This window comes from Ancylobacter defluvii (genome assembly GCF_018390605.1).
Lineage (GTDB): Bacteria > Pseudomonadota > Alphaproteobacteria > Rhizobiales > Xanthobacteraceae > Ancylobacter > Ancylobacter defluvii.
This window is the reverse complement of record NZ_JAHBGD010000028.1, coordinates 244,713-258,017: the sequence shown is the minus strand read 5'-3', so window position 1 is coordinate 258,017 and position 13,305 is coordinate 244,713. Positions and strand designations below refer to the sequence as shown.

The 13,305-nt window shown below is 69.0% G+C and carries 12 protein-coding genes; 7 read left to right on the top strand and 5 right to left on the bottom strand.

The genetic code is table 11. The features are described from left to right. Positions 1 to 68: 68 nt before the first annotated feature. The gene (locus KHC24_RS24585; RefSeq protein WP_213367014.1) at positions 69 to 1,448 is read right to left on the bottom strand and encodes a formimidoylglutamate deiminase; all 1,380 of its coding nucleotides are present in this window, start codon (positions 1,446 to 1,448) and stop codon (positions 69 to 71) included. Positions 1,449 to 1,550: 102 nt separating this feature from the next. On the opposite strand from KHC24_RS24585, the gene hutI reads away from it, so the two are divergent. From hutI to KHC24_RS24560, 5 genes are all read left to right on the top strand, one after another. Continuing rightward, a complete protein-coding gene (hutI, locus tag KHC24_RS24580; RefSeq protein WP_213367012.1) occupies positions 1,551 to 2,753 on the top strand; it encodes an imidazolonepropionase in 1,203 nt (400 codons plus the stop codon). After that, entirely contained in the window at positions 2,750 to 4,291 is a 1,542-nt protein-coding gene (hutH, locus tag KHC24_RS24575) for a histidine ammonia-lyase (RefSeq protein ID WP_213367010.1), read from the top strand. Before hutI ends, hutH begins: the two co-directional genes overlap by 4 nt. A gap of 220 nt (positions 4,292 to 4,511) precedes the next feature. Further along, the gene (gene hutG, locus KHC24_RS24570) at positions 4,512 to 5,342 is read left to right on the top strand and encodes an N-formylglutamate deformylase (protein ID WP_213367008.1); all 831 of its coding nucleotides are present in this window, start codon (positions 4,512 to 4,514) and stop codon (positions 5,340 to 5,342) included. Then, the gene (gene hutU / locus KHC24_RS24565; protein WP_213367006.1) at positions 5,339 to 7,006 is read left to right on the top strand and encodes a urocanate hydratase; all 1,668 of its coding nucleotides are present in this window, start codon (positions 5,339 to 5,341) and stop codon (positions 7,004 to 7,006) included. The genes hutG and hutU overlap by 4 nt, the downstream gene beginning before the upstream one ends. Before the next feature lie 11 nt (positions 7,007 to 7,017). Beyond that, on the top strand, positions 7,018 to 7,608 hold the full coding sequence (locus tag KHC24_RS24560) for a HutD/Ves family protein (RefSeq protein ID WP_213367004.1): 591 nt from the start codon (positions 7,018 to 7,020) through the stop codon (positions 7,606 to 7,608). A 73-nt stretch (positions 7,609 to 7,681) separates the two neighbouring features. Here KHC24_RS24560 and hutC read toward each other — a convergent pair whose 3' ends face one another. After that, on the bottom strand, positions 7,682 to 8,422 hold the full coding sequence (gene hutC / locus KHC24_RS24555) for a histidine utilization repressor (protein ID WP_213367002.1): 741 nt from the start codon (positions 8,420 to 8,422) through the stop codon (positions 7,682 to 7,684). 237 nt (positions 8,423 to 8,659) lie between these two features. Between hutC and KHC24_RS24550 the strand changes: the two genes are divergently transcribed. Continuing rightward, entirely contained in the window at positions 8,660 to 9,922 is a 1,263-nt protein-coding gene (locus KHC24_RS24550) for an FAD-dependent oxidoreductase (protein ID WP_271180544.1), read from the top strand. 137 nt (positions 9,923 to 10,059) lie between these two features. On the opposite strand, the gene KHC24_RS24545 is transcribed toward KHC24_RS24550, so the two are convergent. The 3 genes from KHC24_RS24545 to KHC24_RS24535 form a co-directional block, all read right to left on the bottom strand. Further along, positions 10,060 to 10,527, bottom strand: a complete 468-nt coding sequence (locus KHC24_RS24545) for a Ros/MucR family transcriptional regulator (protein WP_213366999.1) — start codon at positions 10,525 to 10,527, stop codon at positions 10,060 to 10,062. Positions 10,528 to 10,872: 345 nt separating this feature from the next. Further along, positions 10,873 to 11,529 carry a TenA family protein gene (locus tag KHC24_RS24540; RefSeq protein ID WP_213366997.1) on the bottom strand — a complete coding sequence of 219 codons (657 nt, stop codon included), beginning with the start codon at positions 11,527 to 11,529 and terminating at the stop codon, positions 10,873 to 10,875. 74 nt (positions 11,530 to 11,603) lie between these two features. After that, the gene (locus tag KHC24_RS24535; RefSeq protein ID WP_213366994.1) at positions 11,604 to 12,407 is read right to left on the bottom strand and encodes an SDR family oxidoreductase; all 804 of its coding nucleotides are present in this window, start codon (positions 12,405 to 12,407) and stop codon (positions 11,604 to 11,606) included. 302 nt (positions 12,408 to 12,709) lie between these two features. Here KHC24_RS24535 and KHC24_RS24530 point away from each other — a divergent pair, with 302 nt between their 5' ends. Next, entirely contained in the window at positions 12,710 to 13,198 is a 489-nt protein-coding gene (locus tag KHC24_RS24530; protein WP_213366992.1) for an HPP family protein, read from the top strand. Positions 13,199 to 13,305 lie beyond the last annotated feature (107 nt).

Sequence of the window (13,305 nt, the reverse complement as noted above, 5' to 3'; positions counted from 1 at the left end):
CGGAGCTCCTCCACTCCGATTTGATGTATACCAAATACAAGATTGGGGCGACCCCGGAAGAGGCGGGCTCAGCCCGCCAGCTTGTCGAGCACCCGTCGGTAGCCGGCCTCCACCGCTGCCCGCGCCTGATGACGCCCGCCCTCGACCAGCTTGGCGCCGTTGCGCCACACCGCATCGACCGGCGCGCCACCAGCAAAAATCCAGCCGTCGATGAGCGCGTTGCCCGCCTTGCCATGCAGCGACGGCGTGCCGGCATCGAGGCTGACAAGGTCGGCCGGCCGCCCCACCGCGATCCCCGCCTCGGCGCCCAGCACCTGCGAACCCAGTGCCTGCGCGCCCAGTGCCTGCGTCCCACCTGCCAGCGCGGTGTCGAACAGAAGCCGCCCGGTCGAGGCGCCCGCCGCCAGCGCCATCACATTGCGTGCCCGCTGGCTGAACCTCTGGGAATATTCCAGCAGCCGCAGCTCTTCCGCCGCGTCGATGCGCACATTGGAATCCGAGCCGACGCCATAGCGCCCGCCCAGCTCGGCGAAGCGCCCGCCGGGAAAGATGCCGTCGCCGAGATTGGCCTCGGTGATCGGGCACAGCCCCGCCACCGCACCGCTCTTTGCCAGCCGCTGGGTCTCGGCCTCGGTCATGTGGGTGGCGTGAATCAGGCACCAGCGTTCATCGACGGGGGCGTGGTCGTAGAGATAATCGACCGGCCGCGCACCGCTGAAGGCAAGGCAGTCCTCCACCTCCTTCATCTGCTCGGCGACATGGATGTGGATCGGCCCGTCTGTCAGCGGCAGGATGGCGGCGATCTCCTCCGCCGTCGCGGCGCGCAGGCTGTGCGGCGCGAGGCCGAGCACGGCGTCGGGCAGATCCCGGATCGCCCGCCCGGCCGCTTCCATCAGCCGGCCGAAGCCCGCCACATCGTTGATGAAGCGGCGCTGCCCATGGCCCGGTGCCGCGCCGCCGAAGCCGCCATGGGCGTAGAACACCGGCAGCAGGGTCAGCGCGATGCCCGTCGACGAGGCCGCGGCGGCGATGCGGGCGGAAAGCTCGCCAATATCGGCATAGGGGGTGCCGTCGCGATCATGGTGCAGATAGTGGAACTCGCCGACACGGGTGAAGCCGGCTTCCAGCATCTCGACATAAGCGAGCGCGGCGATCGCCTCGACATCCTCGGGATCGAGCCGGTCGACCGCGCGATACATCTGGTCGCGCCAGGTCCAGAAACTGTCGCCCGCCGGGCCGCGCACCTCGCTGAGGCCGGCCATCGCCCGCTGGAAGGCGTGGCTGTGCAGGTTCGGCAGGCCGGGAATCACCACCGCGTGCCGCTCGTCGCCGGCCTGCGGCGCCACTCCGGCGGCGATGCCGACGATGCGTCCATCGGCTAGGGTGACACGCACCTCCCGCGCCCAGCCCTCGGGAAGCAGCACGCTGCCGCACCACAACACAGTCATCGCCGCCGCCTTTCGCCGATTCGATATGGACAAGCCGCCTTCGCTGCATTTATGTATATACATATTGATGCCGTTGCCAACGACTTTGCCGGGAGCCCGGACATGAGATGCGAGCGTATCTGGCGCGGTGCCCGCCTCGCCACCCTCGACGCGGCCCGGCCGGGGCTCGGCATCGTCGAGAACGGCATCGTCGCCGCCGCGGATGGCCGCATCCTCTATGCCGGCCCCGCCACCGAGGCTCCCGCCTTCGAGGCGGAGGAGGCCCTCGATGTCGAGGGGCGCTGGATCACCCCCGGCCTCATAGATTGCCACACCCATCTGGTCTTTGGCGGCGACCGCGCGCATGAATTCGAGCTGCGCCTCGCCGGCGCCTCCTATGAGGAGATCGCCCGCGCCGGCGGCGGCATCGTCTCCACCATGAAGGCCACCCGCGCCGCCAGCGAGGCCGAACTGGTCGCCGCTGCCCTGCCCCGGCTCGACGCGCTGATTGCCGAGGGCGTCACCACCATCGAGGTCAAGTCCGGCTACGGCCTGTCCGACGACGCCGAGCTGAAGAGCCTCAGGGCCGCCCGCGCCCTCGGGCAGGCCCGCCCGGTCTCGGTCGCCACCACCTATCTCGGCGCCCACGCGCTGCCGCCGGAGGCCAAGGGCGACAAGGCCGGCTATATCGATCAGGTCATCGCGCTGCTGCCCCGCATCGCGAAAGAAAAGCTCGCCGATGCGGTGGATGCCTTCTGCGAGGGCATCGCCTTCTCGCCCGACGAGGTGGCGCGGCTGTTCGCCGCCGCCCGCGCCCTCGGCCTGAAACTGAAGCTGCACGCCGACCAGCTCTCCAATCTGCACGGCGCCAAATTGGCCGCCGAGTTCGGCGCCCTCTCCGCCGATCATCTCGAACATACCGACGATGACGGCGCGGCCGCCATGGCGCAGGCCGGCACGGTGGCGGTGCTGCTGCCGGGCGCCTTCTACTTCATCCGCGAGACCAAGCTGCCGCCGGTCGACCTCTTCCGCCGCCACGGCACCCGGATCGCACTCGCCACCGACTGCAATCCCGGCACCTCGCCGCTGACCTCGCTGCTACTCACCCTGAACATGGGCGCGACGCTGTTCCGCCTGACGGTGGACGAGTGCCTTGCCGGCGTCACCCGCGAGGCCGCCCGCGCGCTCGGGCGCCTCGACGACATCGGCACGCTGGAGGCCGGCAAGTCCTGCGACCTCGCGATCTGGGACATCGAGCGCCCGGCCGAGCTGGTCTACCGCATGGGTTTCAACCCGCTGCATGCGCGGGTGTGGAGGGGAAAATGACCGAGATCGTCCTCAAGCCCGGCGCCGTCTCGCTCGCCGACTGGCGCGCCGTCTACAAGGGTGCCAGCGCCAGCCTCGATCCGGCCTGCCTGCCGGCGGTGGAGCGCTCGGCCAAGGCGGTGGCCGACATCCTCGCCAAGGGCCAGCCGGTCTACGGCATCAATACCGGCTTCGGAAAGCTGGCCACGGTGAAGATCGGCGATGCCGACCTCGCCACCCTCCAGCGCAACATCGTGCTCTCGCATGCCGCCGGCGTCGGCGAGCCGATGCCGGTGCCGGTCGCCCGGCTGATGATGGCGCTGAAGCTCGCCAGCCTCGCCCAAGGCGCCTCCGGCATCCAGCCGAAGACGCTGGCGCTTCTCGAAGCCATGCTGGCGAAGGGCCTCACCCCGGTGGTGCCATGCCAGGGCTCGGTCGGCGCCTCCGGCGACCTCGCCCCGCTGTCGCACATGACCACCACCATGATCGGCGTCGGCGAGATCTTCGTCGACGGCAGCCGGCTGCCGGCCGCCGTGGCGCTGGCCGATGCCGGCCTCGCTCCCGTCGAGCTCGGGCCGAAGGAAGGTCTCGCGCTTCTCAACGGCACCCAGTTCTCCACCGCCAACGCGCTGGCCGGGCTGTTCGAGGCGGAAAACCTCTACCGCTCGGCGCTGGTCACCGGCGCGCTTTCCACCGATGCCGCCCGCGGCTCCGACGCGCCGTTCGACCCGCGCATCCACGCGCTGCGCCGGCATAAGGGTCAGATCGAGACCGCCGAGGCGCTGCGCAGGCTGATGACCGGCTCGGCGATCCGCGCCTCGCATCTTATCGGCGACGAGCGGGTGCAGGATCCCTATTGCCTGCGCTGCCAGCCGCAGGTGATGGGCGCGGCGCTCGACGTGCTCAGGCAGGCCGCGACCACGCTCGCCACCGAAGCCAACGGCGTCTCCGACAATCCGCTGATCTTCGCCGAGGATGGCGTGGCGCTGTCCGGCGGCAATTTCCACGCCGAGCCGGTGGCCTTCGCCGCCGACATGATCGCGCTGGCCGTGTGCGAGATCGGCTCGCTGGCCGAGCGGCGCATCGCCATGCTGGTCGATCCGGCGCTGTCGGGCATGCCGGCCTTCCTGACGCCGAAGCCCGGCCTCAACTCCGGCTTCATGATCCCGCAGGTGACGGCGGCGGCGCTGGTCTCGGAGAACAAGCAGAAGGCCTATCCCGCCAGCGTCGATTCCATTCCCACCTCGGCCAATCAGGAGGACCATGTGTCCATGGCCGCCCATGGCGCCCGCCGCCTGCTGGGCATGGTGGAGAACGCGGTGGCGGTGATCGGCATCGAATTGCTGGCGAGCGCGCAGGGCTGCGACTTCCACGCCCCGCTGGCCTCCTCCCCTGTGCTGGAGACGGTGCGCGCGGCGATCCGGGCCGGGGTGCCGCATCTCGACGACGACCGCTATTTCGCCCCCGACATGGAGGCGGCCAACGCGCTCATCCGCGCCGGCGCCATCGCCGCGCTCGCCGCCGACCTGCTGCCGACGATCAGCGGGGAGACGAAGTGATGAGCGACGCCTTGTCTTACCTCTCCCCGTGGGGGAGAGGTCGGCGCGAAGCGGCGGGTGAGGGGGCGCACGCTTGCGGAGCGACGAAGGCCCCTCACCCCGCCCCTCTCCGCCAACATCGGATGTCTCCGATGTTGGCCATGCCGAATGCCGAACTCGGCAACAGCCGGGTTCCGTGCGGGGAGAGGGGGCCGTGTCGTGCTTTCGAGGAGCCTCGCGCATGACCGCTCATCCCGCCTTCCTCACTGTCATCCGCGGCACCGCCCCGCTGGTGGTGTCGCTGCCGCACACCGGCACCGATATCCCCGACGCGTTCGCCGACGACCTCGTCTCCCCCTGGCTCGCCCGCAAGGATTGCGACTGGTGGATCGAGCGTCTCTATGATTTCGCCGCCGGCATGGGCGCCAGCGTGGTGCGCACCTCGATTTCCCGCACCGCCATCGACGTCAACCGCGATCCCTCCGGCGTCTCGCTCTATCCGGGACAGGCGACCACCGAGCTGTGCCCGACCACCAGCTTCGACGGCGAGCCGCTGTACAAGCCCGGCAAGGCGCCGGACGTCGCCGCCCGTCGCGCGGGGTATTTCGACCCCTACCATGCCGCGCTCGAAGCCGAGATCGAGCACGCCCGCGCCGTCCATGGCACAATGGTGCTCTATGATTGCCACTCGATCCGCTCGGTGATCCCGCGGCTGTTTCCGGGCACGCTGCCGAACTTCAACATCGGCACCAATTCCGGCGCCAGTTGCGCCCCCGAACTGCAAGCCGCCGTCGAGGCGATCTGCGACGCCACCGCCTTCTCGCACGTCAGCAATGGCCGCTTCAAGGGCGGCTACATCACCCGGCATTACGGCGCGCCGGAACGCGGCGTGCACGCGGTCCAGATGGAACTCGCCTGCCGCAGCTATATGCCGGACCCGGCCGGATCCCTCGGCCCGGACAACTGGCCGGCGCCCTATGATCCCGCCTTTGCCGCCCCGGTGCGCGCGGCGCTGATCGCCATCCTCAACGCCTGTCTCGCCTTTGCACGCTCGCAGGGAGCCCGTTCATGACCCGTATCGACAACAGCCGCACCATCCGCGCCGCCCGTGGCACCGAGCTGTCGGCAAAGAGCTGGCTCACCGAAGCGCCGTTGCGCATGCTGATGAACAATCTCGATCCCGACGTCGCCGAGAAGCCCGGCGAGCTGGTGGTCTATGGCGGCATCGGCCGCGCCGCCCGCGATTGGGAGAGCTTCGACCGCATCGTCGCCGCGCTGCGCCGGCTGGACGACGACCAGACGCTGCTGGTGCAGTCCGGCAAGCCGGTCGGGGTGTTCCGCACCCACAAGGACGCGCCGCGGGTGCTGATCGCCAATTCCAACCTGGTGCCGCGCTGGGCGAATTGGGAGCACTTCAACGAGCTCGATAAGAAGGGGCTCATGATGTACGGCCAGATGACGGCCGGCTCGTGGATCTATATCGGCGCCCAGGGCATCGTGCAGGGCACCTACGAGACCTTCGTCGAGATGGGCCGCCAGCATTTCGGCGGCTCGCTGAAGGGCAAGTGGATCCTCACCGGCGGTCTTGGCGGCATGGGCGGCGCCCAGCCGCTCGCCGCCACCATGGCCGGGGCAAGCTGCCTCGCGGTGGAATGCCGGCCCTCCTCCATCGAGTTCCGCCTGCGCACCGGCTATCTCGACACCTCGACCACCAGCCTCGACGAGGCGCTGTTGATGATCGAGCGCTCCTGCGCCGAGGGCAAGCCGCTGTCGGTCGGCCTGCTCGGCAACACCGCCGAGGTGCTGCCCGAGCTGGTGAAGCGCGGCATCCGGCCGGATGCCGTGACCGACCAGACCTCCGCCCATGACCCGGTGAACGGCTACCTGCCCGCCGGCTGGACGCTGGAGCAGTGGGAGAACGGCAAGCAGGCCGATCCCAAGGGCGTCGCCAAGGCGGCCAAGGCCTCGATGGCGGTGCATGTGCAGGCGATGCTCGACTTCTTCCACGCCGGCATCCCCACCGTCGACTACGGCAACAACATCCGCCAGATGGCGCTGGAGGAGGGCGTCGCCAACGCCTTCGATTTCCCCGGCTTCGTGCCGGCCTATATCCGCCCGCTGTTCTGCCGCGGCATCGGCCCGTTCCGCTGGGCGGCGCTGTCCGGCGACCCCTCGGACATCGCGAAGACCGACGCCAAGGTGAAGGAGCTGATCCCGGACAATCCGCATCTGCACAACTGGCTCGACATGGCGGCCGAGCGCATCCAGTTCCAGGGCCTGCCGGCGCGCATCTGCTGGGTCGGCCTCGGCGACCGCCACCGGCTCGGCCTCGCCTTCAACGAGATGGTGCGCAACGGCGAATTGAAGGCGCCCATCGTCATCGGCCGCGACCATCTGGATTCCGGCTCCGTCGCCTCGCCCAACCGCGAGACCGAGGCGATGCAGGACGGCTCCGACGCCGTCTCCGACTGGCCGCTGCTCAACGCCCTGCTCAACACCGCCTCCGGCGCCACCTGGGTGTCGCTGCACCATGGCGGCGGCGTCGGCATGGGCTTCTCGCAGCATGCCGGCATGGTGATCTGCTGCGACGGCACGGCGGAAGCCGATGCCCGCATCGCCCGCGTGCTGTGGAACGATCCGGCCACCGGCGTCATGCGCCATGCCGATGCCGGCTACGACATCGCGCTCGACTGCGCCCGCGAGCACCAGCTCGACCTGCCGGGGATACTGGGCTGAGGGGGCGGGGCATGCGTCTGCTGCGCGCCGCCGACCACCGGTTGATGCCGTGGAAGAATGGCGGCGGCGCGACCACCGAGCTCGCCATCTCCCCACCCGGCGCCGGTCTCGACGCCTTCGACTGGCGCATCAGCATGGCCGACGTGGTGGAGGACGGTCCGTTCTCCACTTTTGACGGCATCGACCGCTCGCTCGCCATCATCGGGGGCGACGGCATCCTGCTCGACATCGAAGGCCGCCCCGGCGCGCGCCTGACCCGCGCCAGCGCCCCGCTGGCCTTTCCCGCCGACACGCCCGCCCAGTGCCGGCTGATCGGCGGCCGGGTGCGCGACCTCAACGTCATGAGCCGGCGCGACGCCTTCCGGCATCGGCTCGGCCGCATCGTGACGGCTGGCCCTTATGAGGTGGCCCCTTCAGCCGAGGTGACACTCATCGTGTCGCGCAGCGCCGGGCTCGGCATCGCCTGCAACGGCGAGCACACCGAGCTCGGCATCGACGATGCCGTCCTCATCGATACCCCGGCGCAACTGACGCCGTCGGGTGCTTCGGAATTCTATCTGATCGAGCTGTTCCGCACCGACGGTGCCGCGTCCGGCCGATAGGGCTTCCGCTTCCTGCCGATGCGGCTGGCCTCCCACCGCGCCGAAACGACCGGCGCCGGCGGCTGACGCCGCCTCACCCCTTCGGCGAGAAGTGGGCGACGAGATTATAGGCATCGCCCCGGAACAGCTGGCGCGCATAGGTGATGGTCTGCTCGGCGCGGAAGGTGCGCCGCTCCAGGCACAGGCACGGCGCGCCTTTGCTCACGTCGAGGTCGCGCGCCTCGCGGGCCCCCGCCGCCAATGCGGAGATGCGGTGCTCGGCCGCCGTCCACGGCACATGGCCCAGCAGCCAGGATCCCGGCGCCGTCTGCGAGAAATCCACCGACGCCGCCTCCGGCACCACGGCGAGCGCGATCAGCCGGTCCTCCACCGCGAAGGGCCGTCCATTGGAGAGGTGCAGGCAGCGCAGCTCCACCACCCCCTCGCCGGCCGCCATGCCGCTCTCGGCCGGGTCGGCGCCTCCCGCCACCCGCAGCCGGCGCGACAGCAGCCGGTAGCCATAGGTCTCGCCGCGCGCGGCGATCTCGTTGGCGAGGTCGGGGATCTCCAGCACCGCCGACTGGATGCGCGGCTGGATGACGAAGGAGCCGGCCCGCCGCCGGCGCTCGATGAGCCCGGCCGCCACCAGCCCGGCGATCACCTTGTTCACCGTCATGCGGGCGCAGCCATATTGCGCCATCAACTCGTGCTCGAACGGAATGCGGTGGCCCGGCTTCCACTCGCCGGAGAGGATCTTGCCCTCGAGATCGGCACGGATGCGCTGGTGCAGCGTGGTCGGCTCGGCCGGCGGCACGGTTTTGGCGGAAACGGTCACTCCGGCAGCCACTCCCTTCGCCGCGCCCCGCCGACGCGACCCACTCGCCCATATGTGTAGACATGAGCGCGGCGGCTGCCAATGCACGAGCCGAGGTTTATGCTTACTCTGCCAAGCTTATATCTTCGGGCGACACTGTCCGATCGCGAGAAAGCTGCCATCGTGCCTGCCCCTCATCGAAACGACCATGATCTCGACGGCGTCCAAGATCTCGACGGCGTTCAAGACCTTGACGACGTGCAAGACCTCGACGGGGTACCAAACCTCGATTGCGTCATCGCCGGCGCCGGCCCGGCCGGCCTCATGCTGGCGCTGCTGCTGGCGCGCGCCGGGCTCAGGGTCACCCTGGTCGAGAAGCACGCCGACTTCCTGCGCGACTTTCGCGGCGACACCATCCATCCCTCGACGCTGGAGGTGATGCACGAGCTCGGCCTCGCCGAGGCGCTGCTTAAGCTGCCGCACACCCGCGCACCGACCTTGCATGCCGAGATCGGCGGGACGGACGTCACCCTTGCCGATTTCTCGCGGCTGCCGGTGCGGGCCCGCTTCATCGCCTTCATGCCGCAATGGGATTTCCTGGGCTTTCTCGCCCGCGAGGCCGCCCGCTTCCCCGGCTTCCGCCTGATCATGAACGCCGAAGTGACCGGACTGATCGAGGAAGCCGGTCACATCTGCGGGCTCGTCATCCGTACCCCGGAGGGCGAGACCCCGATCCGGGCCGCTCTCACCGTCGGCGCCGATGGACGCGGCTCGCGGGTGCGCGCGCTGGCGGGGCTGGAAGTAACGCAGTTCGGCAGCCCGAGCGATGTCTTGTGGTTCAAGCTGTCGCACCGGCCGGGCGACCCGAGCCCGACCATGGCCCATGCCGGGCCGCGGCAGGGCTTCGTGCTCATCGACCGCGGCGATTACTGGCAATGCGGCTATGTGGTGCGAAAGGGCAGCTATGCCGATGTGCAGGCCCAGGGGCTCGATGCCTTCCGCGCCGCCGTCGCCGCCGTCTCGCCGCTGCCGGCGGAGCGGGCCGGCGAGATCGCGTCCTGGGACGACATCCACCTGCTCAGCGTGCGCATCGACCGGCTGACGCGCTGGTGGCGGCCGGGGCTGATCTGCATCGGCGATGCCGCGCATGCGATGTCGCCGATCGGCGGGGTCGGCGTGAACCTTGCCATCCAGGACGCGGTGGCCGCCGCCAACCGCCTCATCGCGCCACTGAAGGCCGGCCGGCTCGCCGATGCCGATCTCGCGGCGGTGGAAGCGCGGCGGCGCTTTCCCACCTGGGCGACGCAGAAGCTCCAGCTGATGATGCGCCGCAATCCCAGCAAGCCGCGCAGCGCCAGCCGCAGCGGGCCGCCCGGCTTCCTGAAGGCCATTGCCCGCTGGCCGGTGCTCGCGCATCTCGCCGGCCGGCTGATCGGCCTCGGTTTCCGGCCCGAGCATGTGAAGCCCGAGCATATGCGCCAGGAGTACCTACGGCCGGAGCCTGAACGCCCGGACCGGTGAGCGCCCGATGCCCGGAAGCGACGGCAGAGGAATGGACGGCGGAAACGAAAACGACCGGGCCTCGGGCCCGGTCGTTGATTTCGTCGGCGACATCCTCACGCCACGACCCGATGGCCATGGCGCGTAACGTCTGGCGTTCAGGCCGCTGCCTTGCGGCTGCGGCCGCGGGGCTTGGCGGGAGCGACCGGCGCCGGCTTCTTGCGCTGCTGGCCGAGGCCCATCTTCTTGGCGAGGTTGGAGCGTGCCTCGGCATAGCTCGGTGCAACCATCGGATAGTCGTTCGGCAGGCCCCACTTAGCGCGGTACTCTTCCGGCGTCATATTGTACTTCGTGCGCAGATGACGCTTGAGCGACTTGAACTTCAGCCCGTCTTCCAAGCACACGATGAACTCCGGCGTCACCGACTTCTTCACCGGGATGGCAGGCTTCAGCACTTCTTCCACCACCACCGGGGCGGGCGTGTTCAGGCGAAGCAGTGCCGTGTGCACCTTGGAAATCAGATCAGGCAACTCAGACGCCGGCACGGAATTGTTGCCGACGAAAGCGGCAACCACATCCGCCGTAAGACCGAGATAATCCACCGACGAATCTTCTGTTCCAGACATCTATCTTCTCCATACAAGTTTTGATTCGGTGTAACACCTCCCTTAGAAAGGTCAACAAGCAAAGTTGTGAAAAACCTTCCCGATACGGAAATAAAGCCTCCACGCCGCCCGGCATCGGCCTTGCCTAACGTCACCCGCATCAGTTGATACACCCGCCCGGAAGGACTGCCTGCGATTGCAGCAACGCGCGGCGCATTCCGGTGCTGGCGGATGTAGTGCAGCCGTCGAACTATTGTGGCGCCTCACTTTCCGACCCTCCGGAATAGTTTCGGCAATTCTGGCGAAAATCCGGCATTCGCGATCAATCACGCCGTGCGGACAGGTGATTTTATTGGTTGCGTCCGCTCACATACCGCTAGCGTAGACGTGATCGAAGAAATCTCGCTCGCAGGCAACAGCACGACGGAACAGATCGGCAGCACGCGCCCGATTTTGTTCGTCCGCCGCGGCGCCGGCACGATCGAGCTCCCCGCGCAGCCAGGTCACGAATGCACGAAAACCATCATTGTTGTGCAGGGTGATCCACTCGGCATGCACGAAATCGTCCGGCAGCGCCGCACCGGGCCGGTCGGCCCAGTCGAGATACAGCCACTCCGCCACGCACAGCACGGCGAGACAGCACGCATAGCTGCGCTCGCCCGCCGCCTCCTCCATCAGATCCTGAAAGGCGCGGGTCGGCGCGGTCAATGCCGGTGCCAGCCGCTGGTCTTCCGGCACGCCGAGCGTGTCGAAGGCGCGCAGAAAATAGGTATTCTCGTCGCTGGTGATCATGGCGGCGAATTGCGAGAAGCGTACCCGCGATTCAAAGCGGTCGGCCGTGGTAATCGCGGCGCCGATCAGCGCCACGAAACGGTCGACGAACTGATAATCCTGGATGAGATAGCGGCGCATGACATCTTCCGCCACCGCGCCGCAAAAGATCTCGTCGACGAAACGGTGATGGGTCGATGCCCTCCAGTTGGCGTTGTTGTCCTCGCGAAGCTGGTCACTGAATCCAGACATGTCGGCTGCTCCCTGTCGTCCTCGCCGCTGTATGCAGCGGCGCAGGCGCGGCGTCGAGAGTGCCGGCGGGCAAGCTACATGCGCACCGTCTGGCCGCCATCGACGGTCAGGACATGGCCGTTGACAAAGGACGCCTCGTCGGAGGCGAGGAACACCGCCGCGGCGCCGATCTCATGCGGTCGCCCCCAGCGCCCCATCGGCACCCGCACATCGACGAAGGCGGAGAAGGCGGCATCGTGCACCAGACCCTGATTGGTCTCGGTGGCGAACATGCCGGGGGCGATGGCGTTGCTGGTCACCCCGTCGCGGGCGTAGTCCACCGCGAGCGCCCGCATCAGCCCGGTCAATCCGGCCTTGGCGGCGGTGTAGACCGGGTCGTTGCGATTGGCGACCTGCCCGGCGATCGAGGTGACGGCGATCAGCCGGCCGTGCCCTTGCGCCGCCATGTAGCCGGCCGCCTGGCGCGCCAGCAGCATCGGCGCCAGAAGGTCGGTGGCCAGCAGCCGCTCCGCTTCCTCCGCGGTGAAATTCTCCAGGGCGCGCCGGTCGCGGGCACCGACATTATTGACGAGAATGTCGAGCCGGCCATGTCGCGCATGCAGCGCCGCGAGCGCGGCCGACGCCGCCGCGAGATCGGCAACGTCGAAGGCCGCGGTTTCCACCTCGCAGCCGGTCGCGGCGGCGAGCGCCTGCGCCGCGGCGGCGAGCCGCCCATGGTCGCGCCCGTTGATCGTCACCCTCGCCCCCGCCTGCGCCAGCGCCTTCGCCATCTCGAAGCCGAGCCCGCGGGCGGAGCCGGTGACCAGCGCCACCCTTCCATCGAGACGGAACGGCGCGCGGATCGACGGGGCGGCGGAGACCTGGGATTCGGCGGTCATGGCAAGTTTCTCCGTGGAGGGACGGGGCTTCTGCGAAGAGCGAATACTCCCCCTCTGCATCTTTCTTCTGATGTGTACCACCCGTTCTCGGCTACGCCTGTCATTTGCCGCGGACTTGACGGTAATGGGCGCACAACGTTACCGATCGAAGCAGAAACAAGCGGGACGGCACCTCCTCCGCAGAATAGGTTGCGCCGCCACCGCCGATCCCCCGAGATCGCACGCACGACCATTCCGGGCGGCCCGCCGGCTCCGAGCGCCGGGCCGCCTACAGGGCAGGAGCCCCGTCGGGGCAAGACATCATGCGTCATTTCTTCGTCCGCCATCAGCCGCCGCACCGGCCGCACATCGCCTTGCTCGCCGGCCTCGGCGGCCTCGCCGCCATCGGCGTCACCGGCGCGTTCAGCCTGCATGCCGGCGTGCCGCTGCTCATCGCGCCGTTCGGCGCCAGCTGCGTGCTGCTGTTCTCGCTGCCGGGCAGTCCGCTGTCGCAACCGATGAACGTGGTCGGCGGCCATGTCGTGTCGAGCGCCATCGCCCTCGGCCTGCACATGCTGCTGCCGGGCGCGTGGTGGGCGGCGGCGCTCGCCGTCGGCCTCGCCATCACGCTGATGGCGCTGCTGCGCGTCACCCACCCGCCGGCGGGGGCCGACCCGCTGCTGGTCTTCGCCGCCGACCCCAACTGGGGCTTCCTGGCGATGCCGGTGCTGATCGGCTCGGTCAGCCTGGTGGTGATCGCCGCCGTGTTCCACCGGCTCACCGGCACCGTCTATCCGCTGAAGGCGCCCTGACGCCCGGCCGCTCCGCGCCCCGGTGCGGAGCGGAGTCTCCCCATGCGGCGCTTAACCGCGCCCGGCGGTATTTTGCGCGGGCGCATTGCCGCCGCGCCCGCAATAGC

Excerpts from the sequence above, each read along its gene's own strand:
- KHC24_RS24585 (WP_213367014.1), bottom strand. The coding sequence starts at position 1,448 with ATGACTGTGTTGTGGTGCGGCAGCGTGCTGCTTCCCGAGGGCTGGGCG.
- hutI (WP_213367012.1), top strand. The coding sequence starts at position 1,551 with ATGAGATGCGAGCGTATCTGGCGCGGTGCCCGCCTCGCCACCCTCGAC.
- hutH (WP_213367010.1), top strand. The coding sequence starts at position 2,750 with ATGACCGAGATCGTCCTCAAGCCCGGCGCCGTCTCGCTCGCCGACTGG.
- hutG (WP_213367008.1), top strand. The coding sequence starts at position 4,512 with ATGACCGCTCATCCCGCCTTCCTCACTGTCATCCGCGGCACCGCCCCG.
- hutU (WP_213367006.1), top strand. The coding sequence starts at position 5,339 with ATGACCCGTATCGACAACAGCCGCACCATCCGCGCCGCCCGTGGCACC.
- KHC24_RS24560 (WP_213367004.1), top strand. The coding sequence starts at position 7,018 with ATGCGTCTGCTGCGCGCCGCCGACCACCGGTTGATGCCGTGGAAGAAT.
- KHC24_RS24545 (WP_213366999.1), bottom strand. The coding sequence starts at position 10,527 with ATGTCTGGAACAGAAGATTCGTCGGTGGATTATCTCGGTCTTACGGCG.
- KHC24_RS24540 (WP_213366997.1), bottom strand. The coding sequence starts at position 11,529 with ATGTCTGGATTCAGTGACCAGCTTCGCGAGGACAACAACGCCAACTGG.
- KHC24_RS24535 (WP_213366994.1), bottom strand. The coding sequence starts at position 12,407 with ATGACCGCCGAATCCCAGGTCTCCGCCGCCCCGTCGATCCGCGCGCCG.
- KHC24_RS24530 (WP_213366992.1), top strand. The coding sequence starts at position 12,710 with ATGCGTCATTTCTTCGTCCGCCATCAGCCGCCGCACCGGCCGCACATC.